Annotated in this window: 15 protein-coding genes; 10 read left to right on the forward strand and 5 right to left on the reverse strand. The window is 41.7% G+C overall.

All coding sequences use genetic code 11. From position 1 onward, the window contains the following. Nucleotides 1-39 precede the first annotated feature (39 nt). The gene (locus COR50_RS16935; RefSeq protein ID WP_098195084.1) at nt 40-1,050 is read left to right on the forward strand and encodes a methyltransferase; all 1,011 of its coding nucleotides are present in this window, start codon (nt 40-42) and stop codon (nt 1,048-1,050) included. 476 nt (nt 1,051-1,526) lie between these two features. Beyond that, complete coding sequence (locus COR50_RS16940; protein WP_098195085.1) at nt 1,527-2,159, forward strand: response regulator transcription factor; 633 nt, start codon at nt 1,527-1,529, stop codon at nt 2,157-2,159. On the opposite strand, the gene COR50_RS16945 is transcribed toward COR50_RS16940, so the two are convergent. Further along, nucleotides 2,147-5,266 carry a sensor histidine kinase gene (locus COR50_RS16945; RefSeq protein ID WP_098195086.1) on the reverse strand — a complete coding sequence of 1,040 codons (3,120 nt, stop codon included), beginning with the start codon at nt 5,264-5,266 and terminating at the stop codon, nt 2,147-2,149. The genes COR50_RS16940 and COR50_RS16945 overlap by 13 nt on opposite strands. 509 nt (nt 5,267-5,775) lie before the next feature. Here COR50_RS16945 and COR50_RS16950 point away from each other — a divergent pair. From COR50_RS16950 to COR50_RS16965, 4 genes are all read left to right on the forward strand, one after another. After that, nucleotides 5,776-6,369, forward strand: a complete 594-nt coding sequence (locus tag COR50_RS16950) for a hypothetical protein (RefSeq protein ID WP_098195087.1) — start codon at nt 5,776-5,778, stop codon at nt 6,367-6,369. Nucleotides 6,370-6,382: 13 nt separating this feature from the next. Then, entirely contained in the window at nt 6,383-7,960 is a 1,578-nt protein-coding gene (locus COR50_RS16955; protein WP_098195088.1) for a flotillin family protein, read from the forward strand. Between the two features lie 122 nt (nt 7,961-8,082). Next, entirely contained in the window at nt 8,083-9,186 is a 1,104-nt protein-coding gene (locus tag COR50_RS16960; protein ID WP_157760937.1) for a putative glycolipid-binding domain-containing protein, read from the forward strand. Between the two features lie 421 nt (nt 9,187-9,607). Then, nucleotides 9,608-10,330 (forward strand): DUF92 domain-containing protein, encoded by a 723-nt coding sequence (locus COR50_RS16965; protein WP_098195090.1) that lies wholly within the window; start codon nt 9,608-9,610, stop codon nt 10,328-10,330. Between the two features lie 22 nt (nt 10,331-10,352). Here COR50_RS16965 and COR50_RS16970 read toward each other — a convergent pair whose 3' ends face one another. Then, nucleotides 10,353-10,949 carry a TetR/AcrR family transcriptional regulator gene (locus tag COR50_RS16970; RefSeq protein WP_098195091.1) on the reverse strand — a complete coding sequence of 199 codons (597 nt, stop codon included), beginning with the start codon at nt 10,947-10,949 and terminating at the stop codon, nt 10,353-10,355. A gap of 90 nt (nt 10,950-11,039) precedes the next feature. On the opposite strand from COR50_RS16970, the gene fabF reads away from it, so the two are divergent. The 3 genes from fabF to COR50_RS16985 all read left to right on the forward strand — a co-directional run bounded on the left by fabF (nt 11,040) and on the right by COR50_RS16985 (nt 17,573). Further along, the gene (fabF, locus tag COR50_RS16975; protein WP_098195092.1) at nt 11,040-12,278 is read left to right on the forward strand and encodes a beta-ketoacyl-ACP synthase II; all 1,239 of its coding nucleotides are present in this window, start codon (nt 11,040-11,042) and stop codon (nt 12,276-12,278) included. Between the two features lie 353 nt (nt 12,279-12,631). Beyond that, complete coding sequence (locus COR50_RS16980; protein ID WP_098195093.1) at nt 12,632-14,668, forward strand: alkyl/aryl-sulfatase; 2,037 nt, start codon at nt 12,632-12,634, stop codon at nt 14,666-14,668. Between the two features lie 454 nt (nt 14,669-15,122). Then, a complete protein-coding gene (locus tag COR50_RS16985) occupies nt 15,123-17,573 on the forward strand; it encodes a TonB-dependent receptor domain-containing protein (protein ID WP_098195094.1) in 2,451 nt (816 codons plus the stop codon). Nucleotides 17,574-17,642: 69 nt separating this feature from the next. Here COR50_RS16985 and COR50_RS16990 read toward each other — a convergent pair whose 3' ends face one another. After that, a complete protein-coding gene (locus COR50_RS16990; RefSeq protein WP_098195095.1) occupies nt 17,643-18,110 on the reverse strand; it encodes an SRPBCC family protein in 468 nt (155 codons plus the stop codon). A gap of 518 nt (nt 18,111-18,628) precedes the next feature. Between COR50_RS16990 and COR50_RS16995 the strand changes: the two genes are divergently transcribed. Then, a complete protein-coding gene (locus COR50_RS16995; RefSeq protein ID WP_098195096.1) occupies nt 18,629-19,621 on the forward strand; it encodes a GlxA family transcriptional regulator in 993 nt (330 codons plus the stop codon). Nucleotides 19,622-19,716: 95 nt separating this feature from the next. Here COR50_RS16995 and COR50_RS17000 read toward each other — a convergent pair whose 3' ends face one another. Then, the gene (locus COR50_RS17000) at nt 19,717-20,511 is read right to left on the reverse strand and encodes a methyltransferase domain-containing protein (RefSeq protein ID WP_098195097.1); all 795 of its coding nucleotides are present in this window, start codon (nt 20,509-20,511) and stop codon (nt 19,717-19,719) included. A 331-nt stretch (nt 20,512-20,842) separates the two neighbouring features. Next, nucleotides 20,843-21,835: a hypothetical protein gene (locus COR50_RS17005; protein WP_157760938.1), complete on the reverse strand. Its 993-nt coding sequence runs from the start codon at nt 21,833-21,835 to the stop codon at nt 20,843-20,845. Nucleotides 21,836-22,097 lie beyond the last annotated feature (262 nt).

Below are 22,097 nucleotides of genomic sequence, written 5' to 3' on the forward strand. Positions count from 1 at the left end.
CCATTTCCCCGCAATGGCAGATATTGGGATTAAAAAAACATGCAACATTCATCCGGCACGGTACGCAGTATAGAATTAATCGGTCATTTCTGGTTAAGCTGCTGTGTTTACACCGCTGCAAAACTCAATATTGCCGACCATTTGGAACAAGGCGGCATGCATATCGGGGAACTGTCTAAGAAATGCGGCGCAGCGCAAGAACCACTATTTAGGTTAATGCGGGCCTTGGCATCGGGTGGTTATTTCGAAGAAGCCCGTCCAAAATATTTCGTCTTAACCCCGGCAGCAGATGCACTTCGCACCAATGCGCTGCCATCCATGAAAGCATTCGTTCTTTCAATGATGGGAGAACATTTCAGTTCCTGGGGTCAACTACATTATGCCGTACAAACAGGCAAACCCGCGTTCGATCATTGCTACGGTCAAAGCATCTGGGAATATTACAGCAATCATCCCGCCGAAGGGCAAAATTTCATGAATGCCATGACGGGTTTGTCCAACTTCGCCATTCCTTCCATCGTGCAAGGATATGATTATAGCAATTTTAACCTAATAGTGGATATCGGCGGCGGGAACGGCGCTATGCTTACAGCCATTCTGCAAGCCTCCCCCCAGGCCAAAGGAATAATTTTCGATGCCCCTTACGTGATTGAACATACCGCGAAGTTATTGGCCCAGTCCCCCGTTGCTAACCGGTGCCAAGCGCATCCGGGGAACTTTATGGAATCTGTTCCCGAAGGCGGAGATGCTTATATCATGAAATATATTTTGCATGATTGGAATGATGAAGAAGCATTACAAATATTACAACATTGCAACCGGGCCATGAATAAAGGCGGCACCTTGTTGGCCATCGATGCCGTGATTCCACCCGGCAATGATCCCTTCCCGGGTAAGCTGATGGATATCAATATGCTGGTAGCGCTTACCGGCAGGGAGCGGACCGCGGAAGAGTTCCGGCAACTATTTGAAGCGGCTGGCTTCCAATTTAACAAGATCATCCACTTACCGATTCCAGATGTTTCTATCGTGGAAGGGAAAAAAATATAATCGCCGCTGCCCAACGTATACCGGGTGGCAACAGCCTTCTATGTATAAAAAAACTCAGCCGGTAAAATTACCGGCTGCTTCATTTAATACACTGAATTAATACAAGATTATAATTATTATATTGCTTGTATTAAGAAGGTTTATTCTTGATAATAAAAGAAAGTCATAAATAAAAATCCCTGCAACAAAATCAAAATTCAACAACCGGGGATACGATTGTACCTTGTTATTGGAACAGTATTGCTAAAATCAACTTTCAAAATAAAAATAGGGGAACACAGGAAAGTATATATCAAAAAACATATTTCAATTGCTTTAGTAAATTTAACTGCTTATAAAACATAAGTTTGTAGTAATACCTTTGTTTTGTATGTAGTATTTATACTACAATTCGTATTTATAATAAAACGTGTAATTTTAATATTCAAAGGGTTATCGAAAACATTTAACCTTCCTAATAAACCGGAATTTGCAATATGACCAGGATTTTAATTGCTGACGATCACGCCATTGTTAGGGTAGGCTTGCAACAAACCTTAGCTAAACTTTACATTTCCACCCGGGTTGAAGAGGTGGCCTCTTTTGATTCGGTATTGGCAAAAATTGACGAACACCCTTTCGATCTCCTCATCCTGGATATTAATTTACCCGGCGGTAATAGCTTACAAATGCTGGATGTATTAAAATTACGTCAACCTAATATCAAGGTATTGATATTTTCAGGTTACGCCGCCCAGTTATATGCATTGGATTACCTGAAGGCCGGCGCCGATGGATATATTGAAAAACATGTTGAAGAACAGGAGGTTAAGCATGCGATTGAAACCGTGTTAAACGGTGAAAAATATTTTGATGCCAAAACGCGGCAATTATTATTGAAGCATGCAGATGATCCGAAAAAAACATCCAATAATCCTTTCGATCAATTATCTAGCCGCGAGATTGAAGTAATGAATTTATTATCCAAAGGGTATCCATTGATCAAGATAGCAGAAATGTTACACATACAGGTGACCACCGTCAGTACTTATAAATCCAGGATTTTCGAGAAATTAAATATCAGTAACATCGTGGAATTAGTAGAAAAAATGCGGCTTTATTTGCCTTGATCGAAAACTTGGAAATCCAGTGTAAATACAGTACCCCGCCCATCGTCTTTCAACCTGGCATTCAATTTTCCATTCAAAATAACTAACAAATCGAGGACTAACAACATCCCGATTCCTTTCCCCGGCGGGAATTGTTTGTTATTGGCATTTTCCACCTGGTACTGTTCAATCCATTCGATATAAACCGGAGGCATTCCCCTACCCTCATCTTCTATTACAATTTGTAGCTGCTCTCCGGCTGCCGATGCCGAGATCCGCAATACGCCGGTTTGCATATATTTTAACGAATTATCCAGCAGGTTATGAATTACGATCGATAAAAGTTGCCGGTTTATATAAACAGCTAAACCCGGATCGATACCATTGACGACCTTGATATCTTTGGCCTGGACCAGGGGTTGGAACATCGACAACTTCCCTTCAATCAAGCCGTGCAAACCCGTTAACTCTAAGCTCCCTGAGCCGCTACCAATCTGGGATTTCATGTATTCGATAATATTTTCAACGAGATGCATCATCTCCGAAATGCTCGCGGTGGTTATTTCACGGTCAAATCTATCGAGGTTACCATCATTGCTATTCAACCGGTCCTGAAGATACTTTAACGGGGTGCGGACATCGTGCGAGATAGCGGCAATTAAGCGTTCTTGCATATATGCCTGGCGTTTTAATAATTGCTCCGACCGGGTAAGGTGCTCCAGGGCTTCGTGCAAGGTGGCAGTTCTTTCAGAAACTTTCTTCTCGAGAATTTTATTCTTCATAGAAACTCTTTTCAGCCTCCACCGAATATACAATACCATCGAACCCAAGATCACCAGGAGCATGGCAATCCTGAACCAAGTCGTTTCATAATAAGCCGGTTGAACACTGATAAATATCTTGCTAACGGTAAAATTATTAAGCCCAAAACCGTTGATCTTCCGCAATTCGAGAATATAATCGCCGCTGGGTAAACTATTGAAATTTAACACTTCACCGGCATTCATATCCAGCCATGGTGCTAACCCGGATTCCCCTTCCAGGAACAACCTGTAACTACATTGCAAGTTCGCCTGGTTCCCGAAATAGGCAGAACTGGTAAATACCTGTAACCGCTGGAATGCATGGGGCAACTGGATTGTATCGCGCATCGGGAGTACGTTGGTATCGACCATAATTTGATCAACATGTAAAGGATTAGTTGGCAGGTTCACCCGTACTTGCAAGGGATTAAAATACACGATCCCGTTGATACTCGGAAAACCGAATGAACCGTTACCTAAACTTAAGGCACATGGCTCACATCCGCCGTTAAATTCATTCGTGCCAAAACCATCATCCTTATCAAAGTAATATTGGTATACATACTGGCTTTGACCATTGGCATACGAGATCAAATCCTGTAAAGACATTTTAAATAAACCCTTATTCGTGGAAATCCAACAATAACCATTGCTATCAAACAATGCACAATGGGAATATAATAAATATTGCTTCCTATCCAGAGGGATGGCAATTACTTGCCTGTCTTTTACGATGAAAGCGCCTTTTCCGTAAGTAGTAACAATCCAGCTACCGGGAGCAAATTGCTGCATACTTCTCAACATCATACCGTCGAAAGCATGCAAAGTATCTAAAGCTCCCGTTTGTTTATTATAAATATATAAGCCCTTGTTGGTACCGACCCACAATTCTTTACCGGGATCGGAAGCTATAAAATCTATATCTTTTAACCTGGTATCAACAGGTTCAATCCTGCCGTAAGGTCCTGTTGTGGGCATCTTGTATAAACCTTCATATTTGAAACTAATATAAAGGTCATCTGCTTCATCTACGAAAATCTGCTTGATATATTTAAAATCACGGAACTCATGCCGCCATAAGAGTTTGTTTAACCCAGGATTTAGCGCTACGATTTCATTATTATTCTTTAACCAGAAATTTCCACCATGATCTTTTGTAATAGTGAAAAGTTGATTTACTAAGCCCAAGCTATCGATGATCCCAATTTCCCTGGCGCCCTTCCCCGGTGCAAATAAATAGCCCTTGGGTGAAAAAATCATCGAATCTCCGAAGGGGGCTAAAGCGTAGTAAACCTGGTCTTCATCCCCTTGTAACAAGGTTGTAAATTGTTTCTTGGTACAGACGTACAAGCCTTTCGTTTTGCTGCCCAAAAATACCCTAGCATGTTCCTTATCATAAAAAATATCGAAAATCAATTTTGCATTAAAGTCAACACCATGCATCAGCTCTTCCCATAAGTAGGAACCCGAAGCATCTTTATTTAGAAAATACAAGGAATGACCGATCCTCAAAAAAACCTGCCCCGCGGGAAAGTTCCAATATACCGTTGATTCATCTTGTTCAGTTTTGGAATACCCCGGTAGTTTCAAGGTAATTTCCCGGGTGCTGCCATTCTCGATCTTTAATAAGTTACCATCTTTAGCAAGGTAAAATAGCGCCTGATCCAATACAAAAAAGCGGCTTATCAACCAATTTTTATCATAGGGGATGCTAAAAAATTGCCCAGTTTTTCCACTTAAAGAATCGATTCGCTCCGAAATAATTGCTTCACTTGTTATCCGGTAATATTGATTAGGCCCAACGGGCACCCACATCTCGCTATCATCGCTAAAATTAATATAGAGGTCAGGTTGGGAGCGGAGTATCCAATGATCTAAAGTATCAGACATCTCGCAATATTTATAAGGCTTTAACTCCTTACCATACACTGTTGCAGTAGCATTTTTAATACTGATTAAATCGTTTTGAGCAGTAATACAATAGAGATCGGACCCATCGGTACCCGGGAACATTGCGGACATCCTCGAACTTTTCAATGCAAGGTTTCTTTTATCATAATACACGAAATTTCTTCCATCGAAACGGAGCAGCCCCCCTTCCGTAGCCGCCCAGATATGGCCGCTGTTCGAGGCAGCGATAAAATTGATACTATTCTGTACCAAACCGTTCTCATCCGTATAATGTTCTACGGCATAGCCCGGTATTCGCAATTGGGCTTTTAACGGGGAAACATGAAGTAACCCGGTAAATAGAATAACTATTAGAATCGCAATATTCTTGTGACCAGGTAAAAGGTTTACGGGTGATAAATTATTCCATTGCATGTGAGAATTCTTACAAATTTGAACATCCTTGTCATAGGCAACGGCACATGCTATTTCTCCTCCAGGTAAGCGCCAATAACAAACAATTACTACTAAAAGGTAATGTAAAATATTAATTTACTAAAACAATGCCAGGTGAAATTTGCAATACAGAAATTGTTTGCCATCCTAACATTATACAGCATCCTCTTTTTCCTGCATATCATTAGCTCCATAGTATAAGAACATTCAATTACGGCATAAGCTACAAAAAATTCTTTTCAATATAGTATTGATTTTGCTTCGAAATCATAACGGGTAACCGGTTTTTCGACCGATTTACATCTTCACTAATGAAAATGAATCCCATTTAAAAAATTTTCAAACCCTTAATACCTTTATTGAAATTTGATGCAACCAAACGAAATTTCTTTAGCTAAGCAGAACGGCATAGTCCGCTTTCATCCGTGAAAACACCTATAAAATACGGAAGCAATTGTGTAATTTGGCAGTGTAATTAAACCCTAACTATGACTAGTTTAAGTATTTCAGAGTGGTTTACGCCGCTCAGCACTTTTGAGAAAATATACTGGTGTATCGCCATCTTTTTCTCCTTGCTGTTTATCATCCAGAATGTCATGAGTTTTCTCGGGGGGGATGTAGACACGCCCGACGCAACGGGAGATGTGGATGAATTGTTGGATACCGATACAGGAATCGGCTTTCAATTCTTCACGATCCGTAATATGTTCGGCTTCTTCACCATTTTCGGATGGACTGGCCTCGCCTGTATAGAGCGGAACCTATCCCCTTTTATGACCATCATGATATCAACTATTGCCGGGACCATCATGATGGTAATCATGGCAACACTGTTTTATTATACCGGCAAATTAGTAGCGAATGGTACCATGAAAATTGAAAATGCGCTGGGAGCAACCGCCACCGTTTACCTGCCGGTACCGGGAACAAGAAACGGTACAGGCAAAGTAAACCTGGTAATACAGGGTACCCTCCGCGAACTGGACGCGTTGACCGATGATTCGGAAACATTGCCAACGGGAGCTTATGTAAAAGTGATCCAGATTTTAAACAACCAAACACTTATCGTAACAAAACAATAATTATTTATTCTCTATGGACTTTTTATTAATAGCCATTTTAGTTGGGGTGGTATTTATATTCTCCCTGCTGGTAGCTTTATTCAAACGTTATAAACGTTGCCCTTCCGACCAAATCCTGGTAGTTTACGGTAAGGTTGGTAGTGGCCCTGACGGCACCAATAGCGCCAAATGTATACATGGTGGCGCGGCATTTATCTGGCCCGTTATCCAGGATTATTCCTTCATGGATTTGACGCCTATCTCTATCGAGGTAAACCTTACCAATGCATTGAGTCGCCAGAATATCCGTGTAGATGTCCCTTCCAGGTTCACCGTAGCTATTTCTACCGAACCGGGCATCATGAACAATGCGGCAGAAAGATTACTCGGCTTGCAAAGACAAGCTATCCATGACCTAGCTAAAGATATTATCTTCGGTCAATTACGCCTGGTAGTTGCTACCATGGATATCGAAGAGATTAACAACAACCGCGATAAATTCCTAGCCAACGTTGCCAGTAACGTGGAAGCCGAGATTAAGAAAATCGGTATGAAACTGATCAACGTGAACGTTACAGATATTAACGATGAATCCGGTTATATCGAGGCATTAGGTAAAGAAGCTGCGGCTAAAGCCATCAACGAAGCGAAGAAAAGCGTTGCCGAACAAGAGAAATTCGGGGAAACCGGTAAAGCTGAAGCCGACAGGGAAAAAGATATCACGATCCAACAAACCCTGAAAAACAGGGATGTAAACATCGCTGAAACCCAGAGGGATCGCGATAGTATGATTGCCCAAGCTAACAAAGACAAGGCTATCCAAATTGCTGCGGCCAACAGGGATGAAGCTATCGGTAAAGCAGAAGCAGAAAGGGATACACGTATTAAATCTTCCGAAGCGAATGCCATCGCCGTACAAGGGGAAAACACCGCTAAGATTCAAATCGCCCAATCGGAAGCAGAACGCCGCGAAAAGGAAGCCGAAGCCTCCAAGCGCGCCGTAGCTGCAGAAAAAATCCAATCTGCAAAAGCTTTGGAAGAAGCATACCTCGCTGAAAAGAAAGCAGAAGATGCCCGTGCAGACAGGGAAAGATCTTCCCAAAATGCCAACATCGTGGTAAGCGCCGAAATCCAAAAGCAAAAAGCCATTATCGAAGCCCAGGCAGAAGCGGAAAAAATCCGTGAAAGAGCTAAGGGTGAGGCCGATGCGATCTTCGCCAAGATGGAAGCCGAAGCGAAAGGTATGTTCGAAGTATTAACGAAACAAGCAGAAGGTCTCGACAAGATCGTTCAAGCTGCCGGTAACAGTTCTAAGGATGCCGTATTACTGTTAATCGCGGATAAATTACCGGAGCTGGTAAAATTGCAAACAGAAGCCATCAAGAATATCAAGATTGATAAAGTGACCGTTTGGGACGGTGGTAACGGGCAAGGGAAAGATGGACAAACTTCCACTTCCAACTTCATCAGCGGTTTGTACAAATCGGTTCCCCCGTTACAGGAAATGTTTAATATGGCAGGTATGGATTTGCCCAATTTCCTGGGGAAAGAAAAACCGGGCAATACGCAAGATAGCCAGGATGCCGAGATTGTAGCCGACGACAAACAATAATTCACTTACCCACGATAACGTGTATGCTGACCGGTTGCAACCGGTCAGCATTTTTTATGCGTCAAACAGTAACATTTCGGTATATTTATACTTCTTCTCTGGATCTGAAAAACCGAATTAGCATGAAGCAGACAACGATCGTTTGGCAAAGTAACTTGATTAATACTACGGAGTTAGTGCACGTGGAAGAACTACAAGATAAAATCGTGGTATCGGGACAGATTCTCGGTGAAATGGACAATGCTCCCGTGGAAGCGCAATACCAACTGGAACTCAAACCCGGTTGGGTCATTCAATCAGTAAAAATCGATTGGAAAGGAAATGAACCCTTTTCCCATCACCTGCTGAAAAATGCAGATGGGCACTGGTCCCTGCCGAACGGTAAAGTATTGAAAGAATTTGAAGATTGCGAAGATATCGATATCAGGATGACGCCCTTTACCAACACGCTCTCCATCCGCAGGCTACAATTGCCCGTTGGCGAACCGAACACGATGCCGGTACTTTACTTCCATCTTCCGGAACCCAAGATATCTTCCGTATTACAACGTTATACTAACATGGGAGATGGAATATACAAATATGAAAACCTTACTTCCGATTTTACATCCTTTATCGAGGTAGATGAATCCGGTTACGTGATCGACTATCCCGGTATATGGCAAAGAGTATTGCCCAAAAATCCGCATGACCGTCAACTCGATGCCCAAAGACAATTTTCCAGCGCTTTAATTTCTAACGTGTCCAGCGACCACCTTAAATTAAGGGATAATATATACAAAAACCTGGTAGGCTCCTGGGATGTGACCGCGGTGAATATTGTTCCCGGCGGTGAAGACGTTACACAAAAAGGTGAATGGATTTTTGCCTGGGTATTGGAAGGCAGGGCTATACAGGATGTTTGGATAGCGCCTAAAAGGGCCTTGAGAACAAAAGATACGGCAGGCCCATTCAATCGCTACGGCACCACGATCCGGTATTATCATCCCGAATTGAAAACTTGGAAAATATTTTGGCATAACCCGGTAAGTGGCGCCTATAATGAAATGGAAGCAGGGTTAAAAGATGCGGAAATTGAGCAAACAGGAATCGATAAAGACGGCAATCACCTACGTTGGATATTTAGTAATATCCAGGAAAATTCCTTCGAATGGCATGCCGAAATATCTTATGACGAGGGAAAATCCTGGCAGTTAGAGGCGAAGTTTTCAGCGAAACGGAAATGATGTTTATTGAAGATAAGCTAAAATTATGGCCCGGGGTTATGTAGAACTATTACACCAACTTCATGTAATTTTATTGCATGGATTATTTTAACGTCCATAGTATGCCCGTAAACTCTTGCATATAAGTATTAATCATCTGCGAACAAAGATATTCAACCTGGTAATTTTCCAGGCATTAGCATTATGCATTTTGTATTCCATTCTTAGATTTTTCTTTTCACGTAGATAGATTTCAAAGCATACCCGGGCAAAGATTAATTCGGTTGAATCCCGGCAAGATAAACCGTACGTATAAAGATGCACCCCACCCGCGTACCGATAAAAACCATGTCTTCCAGAAAATCATACTTCATCATAAAAACCGCGAATATTTACTAACACATTCGTTCTATATAATACAATTTTATTACATTTATGCCCCATGTTAACACAACAAAATATTATAAACCTAGTTGCTATAGCCGGCATATTTTTGTTATCCTGTTTCAGTATATATAAGAATAAGTTAACTATTACCGGTGGGATTTGGGCTGCGCTCATCTCCATTTGCATCTTGGTTGGTTTAGGATACAAATTTGTTATCTTGCTCGGCATTTTCTTCCTACTGGGAACTTGGGCTACTTCTAACGCCAAGCAATACAAAGCTGCTTTACAAGGTAACACGGAACACCCGGAACTGCGGGATGCCTACCAAGTATTGGCTAACGGTGGGGTTACCGGGCTTTGTGGCCTAGCTGCATGGATTTTCCCGGTATATGGCTTTATGCTCCAGGTAATGGGTGCAGCCAGCTTGGCAGCAGCTACCGCGGATACACTCTCCTCTGAATTGGGAACCGTTTACGGCAAAAAATTCTATGATATTATCACCTTCAAACCGGGCCAGCGCGGCAAGGATGGCATCATAAGTGTAGAGGGTACTTTAATAGGATTCATAGGCGCAGCGATTATCGCGCTTTCGTATGCGCTATTAAAGGAAATATATTTATATGCAGCCATCGTGTTCGTTGCCGGAATTTTCGGGAATTATATCGACTCCGTCCTCGGGGCAACATTGGAACGGAAAAGTATTATAGGCAATAACCTCGTGAACACTTTTATGACGGCATCTGCTGCATTCTTAGCATCGCTTTATTTCTTATTATAGCTATTTTTATACCGATTGGTATCTAAATAATTTTCAATTCGGTATAAACGATCTCGATCATTTTATCGAGGGATTGATGGAAATAGACCGGATCGCCCATAGTTTTAGACAACATCATCCCACCTTCGAACAGGGCAATAAAAATAACTGCATACCGATCCGGGTCAACATGCTTTTTAATTTCTCCTCCCCGGATACCTTGTAAAATAATTTGAACAAATCTATCTTTCCAACTGGCGATCCTTTTCTTCACCGCTTCTTTCAAGACGGGCAATTCATCGTCGGCTTCCACCGCTGCATTCAATATAGGGCAGCCTCCATTGCGGGCTATTCCGGCAAATTGATCTTTATATTGATTCGCTATGGCCACTAACCTGTCAACAGCAGACTTCCCATTATCCCCGGGGCTGCTTGCAATCATGAACACCTGCTGAACATTATAATCAAAAACAGCCAAAGCTATATCGTCTTTATTCTTGAAATTGCCGTATATTGCCCCCTTTGTAAGACCGGTCACCCTGGTTATATCGGACAAGGAGGTACCGGCAAAGCCTTTTTTATTAAAGACAGGAGCAGTTTTTTCAATTATAAATTCCCTTGTTTTTTCGGCTTTCGACATGTAAACAATACATTTTCTTACAAAAATATACCATTTGGTATTTAATAAAAAATTTAATCATACTTTTGTATTAAATAAACAAACCAAGGAATGAATAGAGTAGTCATTACCGGTATGGGAGCCTTAACCCCTATCGGGAACAACCTTTCCAGTTTCCAAGATGCCTTAATAGCAGGTAAAAGCGGCGCAGCGCCTATTACCCGTTTCGATGCAAGTAAATTCAAAACCCGCTTCGCTTGCGAATTGAAAGACTTTGACATCAGTCAATTCGTTGATAAATCAGAAGCCCGCAGGAATGATTTATTTACCCAGTACGCCCTGGTAGCTGTTGCCGAGGCCATACAAAATGCCAATATAGATTTCGAAAAACTTAATAGGAATAAGATCGGCGTGATTTGGGGCTCCGGTAACGGCGGCATCGGCACTTTCGAAGAACAAGTTACCGAATATGCTACTGGGGACGGCACACCAAGATTCAACCCCTTCTTCATTCCTAAAATGATCGTGGATATCGCCAGCGGCGTCATCAGCATTAAATACGGCTTGCGCGGTATTAACTATACGACCGTATCAGCTTGTGCCACTTCGAATACCGCGATGATCGATGCTTTCAACTATATCCGTTGGGGTAAAGCAGACATGATTATCACGGGTGGATCGGAAGCCCCTATCACCAGGACGGGGATCGGTGGCTTTAATGCTGCCAAAGCACTTTCTACAAACAACGAAGAAGCTGCTAAAGCATCCCGCCCTTTTGATGTTACCCGAGATGGTTTCGTTATGGGCGAAGGTGCAGGAGCCTTGATCTTAGAAAGTTATGATCATGCTGTTAAAAGAGGCGCGAATATAATCGCTGAAGTTGTTGGTGGCGGCATGGCAGCAGATGCTTATCACCTTACGGGCACTCACCCGGAAGGTGAAGGCGCTTACCTCGGCATGCAAGCTGCTTTAGAGGATGCAGAAATTCAACCAAGCGATATACAATATTTGAATGTACACGCTACTTCGACACCTGTCGGGGACATCAGTGAATTGATTGCTGTTGAAAGACTATTTGGCAATGCGCCTAATTTACACATTAGCGCCACTAAATCGATGACTGGCCACCTCCTGGGTGCTGCCGGCGCGATCGAAGCTATTGCTTGCGTAACGGCGATTCAAAAAGGCTTGGTTCCCCCTACCATCAATACCGAAAATGTTGAGCCTGCATACGCAGACAAGATGAATTTCGTCATCAAGGAAGCTAAACCCCTGGATATTCAATATGCGATGAGTAATACTTTTGGTTTCGGCGGGCATATTGCTACGGCAATTTTCAAGAAAATTTAATATATTTTCAACAATATATGTTCCCCGGCAAGTTGAGATACTTACCGGGGAATTTTATTTGGCGGGCTTCATTATCATCTATTAATAATGAACTATTCTTAAACCTAGCTGTTTAAATAGTTTAAATCGCGTAAAACAGCATAGCTCACCTAAGCATTCAATAGCAATCTCGACAAGTTAATCAATTACCTGGTTCACAAGGAACGAAAGTTATAACCGTGGAGTTTATAACAGGATATTTCTTTGTCTTATATATTAATACGGAAGCAGGGTAACCTAGCAACAACCATAAACAAGTTATAGCGGATCATCAATTCTATCAGGAAGATATTTTTCACCTAAAATTTATCAATATGATCAAAGAATTGAAGATACAGCACCTGGCAGTTTTATTGTCAATATGTAGCTTATTCCAGTTGGCTTGCCGCAGCCCGAATAAACCGTCCGGGAATACGGCAAATAACGATAGCTCGATCACTTCAGCTAACTCCAGTAAAGATGCTTCTCAGTTTACAGAACAAAAGCAAAGTGACCTGTTATCTTACCTCCCATTTGATGATACTTCCGATTTTGCCGATGCAAGGAAAGGGTTTATTGCAACCCTTGATGCAGGGGAGATCAAGGATGAAGATGGCAATGTAGTTTATAGTATGAAGCAGTATGACTTCATAAAAGGCAATGCTCCTGCTACTGCGAATCCCAGCCTTTGGCGACAAAGTGAAATCAATAGCATTAACGGTTTATTTAAAGTAACTGACGGTATATATCAAATCAGGGGATTTGATCTTTCGAACATGACTTTAATCGAAGGTAAAACAGGTTGGATAATTATTGACCCGTTAATCTCCCCTCCCACTGCCAAGGCCGGCCTTGATCTAGCCAATGAAAAACTTGGCAAACGACCGGTTTCGGCCATTATCCATACTCATAGCCATATAGACCACTTTGGTGGTATCCGCGGCGTCGTAGATGAGAAGGATGTAAAAAGTGGTAAAGTTAAAATCTATGTTCCTGAAGGTTTTTTTGATGAAGCCATATCGGAAAATGTAATGGGTGGAAATACTATGGGTAGAAGGGCCTCTTACATGTACGGAAACCTACTTGCAAAAGATCCCAAGGGAACATTGGGAACAGGTCTCGGTCAAACAACCTCCGTAGGCTTATCAGGTATCCTTGATGGAACAGATGTCATTAGAAAGTTAGGAGGAGAAAACCGCGTGATTGACGGTATTAATGTTGAATTCATTTACACGCCGGAATCAGAAGCTCCCGCGGAGATGATGTTTTATTTCCCCGGATTCAAAGCGTTTTGCCAAGCAGAGGACATCAATCATACCCTGCATAATCTCTATACCCTGAGGGGTGCAAAGGTGAGAAACGGGCAGAAATGGAGTCATTATATTGACCTAGCATTAGAAAAATGGGGTAATGATGTACAAGTCTCTTTCGGTTCCCACCATTGGCCTGTATGGGGTAATGAAAAGATTAACGAATACTGGAAAAGCCAAAGAGATTTATACCGCTTTATCCATGATCAAACCTTGCGCTTAGCAAACAATGGTTATACACCCGTTGAAATTGCAAACATGATCAAGTTACCGCCGGCGCTAGATAAAAAATTCTCTAACAGGGGGTATTATGGTAGCGTTAGCCATAACGTAAAAGCGCAATATGACTTGTACTTCGGTTGGTTTGATGGTAATCCAGCTAACCTGGATAAACTACCCCCAACCGAAGGTGGAAAGAAATATGTTGAATTTATGGGAGGCGCGGACAATTTATTATCACAAGCGAAAAAATCGTATGCTAACGGCGAATACCGTTGGGTAGCAGAAGTTGTCAATCACCTGGTATTCGCGGATCCTAAGAACATGGAGGCCAAAGATTTATTGGCTGATGCCTATGAACAACTGGGTTACCAAGCCGAATCAGGCCCATGGAGAAATTTCTATTTATCAGGCGCAAAGGAATTAAGGGAGGGTGTAAAAGTGCTACCGGCTCCAAATACAGCAGGACCAGACATGGTCAAAGGAATGTCGACAGAGCTATTCCTGAATTACATTGCCATGCGATTTAAAGGAACGGATGATGCAGCAGCAGGCATGAAATACAATTTCAACATCATCATGCCCGATGTCAATGAAAAAGCGGCACTGATAGTAGAAAATGGAACGGTCACACCAAGGATTGGTAGCAATCTAGCTAATGATGTAACTGCCACCCTTACCGTGAATAGAAGCGACCTGGACAAAATTAGCCTGGGAGAAGCCAAATTCGGGGACTTAGTTAGTAACGGCACGATAAAAATTAATGGAGACCAGGATGCATTTAAAGCATTCCTCGGTGCATTAGATCATTTTAATTTCTGGTTTAACATCATAGAACCATAATAAATCAGCGTTTTCTTTTCATAAGGTTTATGGATTTTACGGGCAGCTCGAGGGCTGCCCTATTTTACTGTTATAAATCAATTTAATATATTTAAATTAAATACATTTTAACCCTTCGATATCAAATAATTTTACACCATTTAATTGGGAATACCTGCAACATATATACTGGAAAACCCCAGCCAGAAATCGATTGTAACCCGATTCCATCAATATAAAAATTGCCCGTACCTTTGCTAATATTAGCGGTAATGTTTTAAGAATAGCTAGATAGCTTCAAGCCCCCACTTATAGGGCAACATAGCCTTTAACGGATGGATCATCCAGGTAAGGACTCCTCGAAAACTCTTGATTGGCAAGCATTTTACATTACCATTCATCCAAATATGGTGCAACACCTTTTCTAGTTTAAATAACTTTGTTCGTTCAAATTAAACTGGTTTTACTTTTTTAGATGAAGAAAATTTTATTACTGATAGGTAGTTTTTGTTGCCTTTTCATCACTGCTGCATTTGCGCAAAGTGGTGGCGGACAGGCAACTATCGTGGGTAAGTTACTCGACGATCAAAGCGGCAAACCCGTGGAATATGCTTCCGTTGCTTTGCTTAAAGCCACAGATAGTTCAATCGTTACCGGGATGTTATCGCAAGGTAATGGCGACTTCAGCTTCCAGGCTGTTGCTCCCGGTCAATATATATTAAAGATATACTTTATCGGCTTCCGTGATTTCTATAAGGATGTTACAGCGAAGGGGCGTGTAGATGTCGGTAATATCCGGCTCAAAACAACGGCTACCGCGCTGAAAGGCGTTGAAGTAGTTGGTGAAAAACCCGCTTTTACGATGCAGATCGATAAAAGGGTCTTTAATGTTGAAAAAAACATTGCCAGCACGGGCGGTACTGCTGTGGACGTATTAAAACAGGTGCCTTCCGTGAACGTGGATATAGACGGGAATGTATCTGTTAGAAATGGAAGCCCCACCATATTTATCGATGGGCGTCCCAGCACTTTAACATTAGAACAAATTCCTGCCGATGCGATTGCCAGCGTGGAGGTTGTAACCAACCCTTCTGCTAAATATGATGCGGAAGGTATGAGCGGCATTTTGAATATCATGCTGAAAAAGAACAAGAAAATGGGATTTAATGGTCTTGTTCAAGGTGGTTATACCTCAAATAAAAGCTCAAATGCCGGTGTTGATCTGAATTTGCGCCAAGGCAAAGTCGGCTTTTCACTTAGCTACAACTTACGCGATCGAAAATTCCCGATGAAACAACGTATGTCAAGGAAGAATACAGATGATAACGGCGGTATTAGCTACCAGGATCAATTCCAGGAAGGTGATTACGGCAGGCGCTTCCAAAATGGCAGGATCGGGTTTGATTGGTATATCGATAATAGGAACACCTTTAACATATCGCAAGGAATTACTGCCGGGGATTTCAACAATACCAGCGACCTGCGCATCAACGAGATGGATGAACACCGCAGTGTATACCAGTACGGGCTCGGCTATAATAACACTTATCATAACTTTAGGAATTATTCCACGCAAGTTGGATATAGGAGAACCTTCCAAAAAGAAGGACAAGAACTAACAGCCGATTTTACTTACAACCGTTCTAATAATAAAAACAATTCCGACTACAAGCTCCAGTACTACGATTTAAACGACCAGGAAGACAATTCGCTCTTCCAACCGGAACAGCGTTACGGTCGCGGGGACGGAAATACTTCTTATTATACTGGGCAGATCGACTTTGTGAATCCTTTAAATGAAGCTTCGAAATTTGAGGCCGGCCTCCGGATCAATGCCCGTAAATTCAACAACAAGTTGAATACCATGGGGAAAAATTTTGAAACAGGTGATTTCGAATTCGATTCATCCCTATCTAATAATTACCATTACACGGAACAGATCAATGCCGCGTATGTTAATTATGCCGGTACAATTGGCAACTTCGGTTACCAAGCGGGATTGAGAGCCGAGCAATCATTCTATGAAGGGGAAATGGTGAACGTTAAAGATGCCGCTTATAGTATTGATTATCCAATTAGCTTATTCCCAAGTGTCTTCATCTCCCAGAAATTTAAAGGGAACCATGAAATGCAACTAAATTATACCAGGCGCATACGCAGGCCTTGGTTCAGGGATCTTTTACCTAACCTGCAATACAGCGCTAACTCTGCCAGCCGGGGTAACCCGGAACTACAACCGGAATTCACCAACTCTTTCGAATTATCCTACTTGAAAGATTTCGATGGGAAATTCAACGTATTGGCATCCGTGTACTTTAGAAATACAAACAACGCCATTACCGATTTTTACGTGGATACCACTTTGAATTTAGATGGCCAAGATCGTAAGGTCGTGCTAAGTTATCCTATCAATGCGGATCAGAGGAATACTTTCGGCGCAGAATTAACACTGCGTAACCAAATTACGAAAGGTTGGGACATTACTACCAACCTTAATATCGCCCAAACCAGCATTGATGCGGAAGGTTTGAATAATAACGGTTTTATTTGGTTCGGTAAAATCAACAGTAACACCAAGTTGCCCTGGAGCATGGTGCTACAGGTAACAGGTGAATATGAATCGCGCAGGATTCAGCCGCAGGGAGAAGATGCGCCGGAGTACCAAATTGATCTTGCTATCAAGAAAGATTTCTTCCAGAAGAAAAACTTTACCGTTTCCCTCGGTGTAAATGATATATTCAACACGGACAGGGATTTGCGTTGGACAAATACTTCATTCTCCGAAACCGAACGCTACCGCAAACGTGTATCAAGGGAACTGAGGCTGAATGTTAGCTGGCGATTCGGGAAGGTGGATGCCCAGCTCTTCAAGAAAAGGCGTGGCAATGATGGCGGCGGAGATATGGGCGATGGCGATGGGTTTTAATTCGTATATATAAAGAATGGTTAAAAATCCCTTGGACATTTTGCTCCAGGGGATTTTTTTAAATCAACACTATACCTTTTCCGGCTTCAGAGCATAAGGTTTTCCCGTACCCTTGGTTAAAAAATCATACAAACTTTCTTTTATGAAAAAAGTCCAAGCATTACTACAAAGCTCATAACAAGCTATCCCCGGCCTCAGCCCGACCTGTAACAATTGTACACTGGTTTGCCCATCCTGTTCGTCAAAGCTCCAATGCAATTCCTGCCCTTCCCATTCACTTCTTTCCTCCTCCTTCAAGCGGTCAGCATCGATATAAGCTTTCAACACCGTCCAGGTGATCAACTTTCCTGCTTCGAAACCGGTTACCCGGAAAGTTTTACTGGTTTTCCCGAAGCGGATTGTAAATTCATCGTTCAGCCCGGCATAATTGCCAGAAATCTCACCACCCCACCAGGAGCTTAGCTGTTTTGTAATTGCATCCCAGGCAAGGCTACTATTAATGGGCGCCCGGATCACAATTCTGAAATCGTTTTCCATAAATAAAATAATTATTGTCGACTAAATTTTTAATGAAAAAATTATCATCCCCTCAAAAGTTCGGTTCAACGTTCACCTGCTCATTTCTTGGCCATCTCGGCCGCCAATTTGTTCGCTCGATCGAGCTTATGTATTACTGTACCGCTTCCCTATCAACGGTGCGAAGTTCCACGGTTTTCTTGGCCGGGCTGAATAGATCATCCTTCGCTTACATCCTTGACCAAGTAAGAAATTCAAGTACATTGAAAGCAATTTTAGCCTGGCAACAATGAAATGAAATAAAATAATTTATTAGTTATCACTATATGACCACCTTAAATATCATTTAAGATTTGCTATATAAAAGTAAGAACATCATGCTATTTAGATGGTTCGGGAATCGGACAATTTAAAGGGTGATATTGGCCATTATTGTCAAAAGAAGCAATTTCGTCTAGGGATTCTCACTATTCACCAAGTATCCCGGTAACCAACAATCCAAATGATGTACATTTAGGTCGTAAAATTTGGAGTACTTTATGAAACATTTGAGTTTATTGATTCCGAATGGCCATATTAACTTGAGTAGCGTTATAGGAACATATAAAATATTGTCTAGGGCAAACGAGTATTACCAAGAACGCCATAATAGGAAAATATTTGACCTCCATTTAGTCGGGAATACGCATACTGTTAGCATTTACGAAGGCTTATTTTCCATACATCCCGAAATATTGATTTCCCAGGTAAATCATACCGACTTTATAATAGTTCCATCCCTGAACCATGATATTGAAAACGTAATTTATAGCAATCAATCGATGATTGCCTGGATACATCAACAAGTGGGCGAAGGTGCGGAGGCAGCGAGTATTTGCACGGGATCATTCTTACTGGCAGCGGCCGGTGTATTGGAAGGCAAACAATGTTCTACCCACTGGAGCGCGGCGGCACAGTTCCGGAAAAAATACCCTTTGTTGAACTTGGTAGAAGATAAAATCATTACGGATGAACACGGCATTTATACCAGCGGTGGCGCCTTTTCTTTCCTGAATTTCCTGTTGTACTTAGTAGAAAAATATTATGACCGCGAAACAGCGATCTATTGTTCCAAGGTCTTCCAAATCGACATGAACCGGGATACTCAAAATACCTACGTGATCTTCCAAGGACAAAAATCGCATAACGATGAGATCATCCGGCAAGCGCAATACATGATAGAAACAAAATTACAAGATCGCTTTTCGATGGAAGAATTGGCGCAATCATTGGCTTTAAGCAGGAGAAATTTTGACAGGCGATTTATCAAGGCTACCGGGAATACGCCCTTGTTATATCAACAAAGGGTTAAAATAGAAGCGGCTAAACGCATGTTGGAGAATACGAAAATGTCGGTAAATGAAGTGATGCTGGAGGTCGGTTATACCGATGTAAAGGCATTCAGGGAAGTGTTTAAGAAAATTGCCGGTATATCCCCTATTGATTACCGCGCCAGGTATGGCATGGATAAATTAGCTACGAACTTTAGCTAGTAATAAATTATTCCAGGTTATTAATCATCCGGCAAAAGGGCTTGGATATGCCGCGTTTCCTTCAACCAGTTATTTCTACTGGAAAGATGGGTTCATCATATTCTCCCCCTAATTTCTTTCAATCTCATTATCATTGATTTGGCGCCGGAATGTAACCACCTGTCATAATCATCTGCCGCTTGTTGACAAGCTGCCGGGCTAATAAAACCATGCTCAATCATTTGAGGCCCCCTTAACATGGCCACTTTCGTCCAAATACCGGCTTTATCTATAAAGCCAGTTTGGTTGCTGGTGCATATTTCGTCGGCAGGATATATTTCGATCTCTTTTAAACCCAATTCTTCAAATAACCCGGGTAAATGGTTAGCCACCAGGTTGTCCATCCCGGCATCCGCCCTCCAGGAGAGAAATGCATTATAAAACTGTAAAAAACTTTGCGGGGGCTCGGGTTCCCATTCTATTAATTCATGATTGTAATCGAGGATGGAAATCATCCCTCCTTCATTCAATAAGGAAATAAAATGCTGTAAAGCTTTCTTTGGATGTTCTAGCCATTGCAACACCCTTGCTGAAACGATTAAATCAAATTTTTCGCTGGGTAGATATGTATATAGATCTGCTTCCAACAATTGTAACTGGGGAAGATGCCGGTAATCTTCCCGGCCTTTCGCTACAAGGTGCGCAGTATTATCTATCCCCACTACTAGTCCCTTTTCTCCTACCTTACCGGCTATTCCCGCCGTGATAGCACCCGTCCCACAGCCAACATCCAACACTTTCATGCCCGGTTTTAAAAAGGGGACAATACCGGGATAGTCATTTTCTAGGGTCCTGCTGTCTAATACTGCCTGCGTTCCTTTGGGCATTTTTGCCCTATCTGCTGCTTTCATAGTATGCTCCGATTTGCGATATTTCTATGGATGATCCGAAATCAAAAAATACAAAAAAAAATTATGTTCCAACAAATAGTTATATAAATGGGGACAATTATTTACCAGTTGCAAATCATTCGTCAATTGTTTGACATAAAGTTTCCATGTAAAGTTGCAACTTCCCGGGAACTTTTTGGGTCGTTTTAGGTTGGTGCATGCTTGGCAATTGCCGGATAAGAGTTTATGACATTTGTATAAATGCCGCACCGGTAGCATATACTTTTCGAAACCGGATCAAGACTAAGTGGAATGCTATAAAATTTCTTATGGTAAATTAGATGAGTATCCTTTATTGATATTTAGAACCAATCTGTTCCTGTAAATCTTTATACAAATCAGGGAGGTACTTCCATCTATGGCCCTGGATGTATTTCTCTGAAAGTATTTCACTTTTATTCATATCAAAATGAATAGCCAAAACACCTACAAAGTCCTTCAACTGTACCTTTCCGGCTGCCGCCTGTTCTTGAAAAATATAAGTTACGTAAAGATCCATGCAATCTTCCTGGTTTACAAGTATGACAGGATTTTCTGAATACAATTCCGTACCACGCAGATTATTATACCGATCCCTGGATTCCATCAGCTGCTTGCTAAGCTGGTTAAACTGTCGCGATTTTGTATCGAATCCATAATGTACAACCTTGAAGGGAAAATCATCACCTTCCTTATAAATCTCCGTCCGTAGCCAGTTGGTATCGCCGTTCGAATTAAAATGTAAGTGATAAGTATAGAATGACAATACGGGATATTTTGATATACTAGCTGCAAATTGTGCGGAGATGCTTTTCATCATTTCCAGGGTAAGTGGAGTCGTGAAATGTAAGGTCACATACTGCATACTCCAGGTAATATTATCTGCCAGGGGAACTATTTCCATTCGAATTGCTTCGTAAGCTTGATATCGTTCTAAAGCAAACAGGTACTTTGATTTCAACGTGTTGCGCTCTTCGCCGTACATCGGGCGGTCGAGCTGTTCCTTCTTGGCATCCCAATATACAGCGAAATGAACTTTTTCCCGGTTTACATCCTGTAACTCGATCGAAAACATGTTGGGATTCATATTGCCGGTATTATAAAATCTATAGAAAGCCAATACCCGTATATCATTACCCAGCTCCCTAGCGAGGTATTCGGTAAACTTTTTTCTTGCCTTTTTCCTGGGCATCCCCGTCCATCCATGAACTATAAATAACAATCCGCAACCACCCAGAAGCCCTAAAGCAATTAAAAGGACTATCGCTACCAGTATATATTTTATTACAACCATTCCTATTGACATAAAACTATTTCATGTTTACAACTGTACATCTAAGTATAATGAATCAAATCCTATTTTGTGAGCACAAAGTAAAAATTTAAAGCAGCAGTTTACGAATAAAACTATTCGAAGTATAAAGAACTATATTTCGGTAAACGGAAAGACGAATTGAACATGATGGTATCAAAACTTTTGTACCCGGGTGGTGAAAGCTCCATTTGCAGCTAACGGGAACGCGAGGACAAGTATATTTTGATCTTATCAACAGGAAGCCTACCTTCGT

Origin of the sequence: Chitinophaga caeni, from assembly GCF_002557795.1 — a bacterium.
GTDB lineage: Bacteria > Bacteroidota > Bacteroidia > Chitinophagales > Chitinophagaceae > Chitinophaga > Chitinophaga caeni.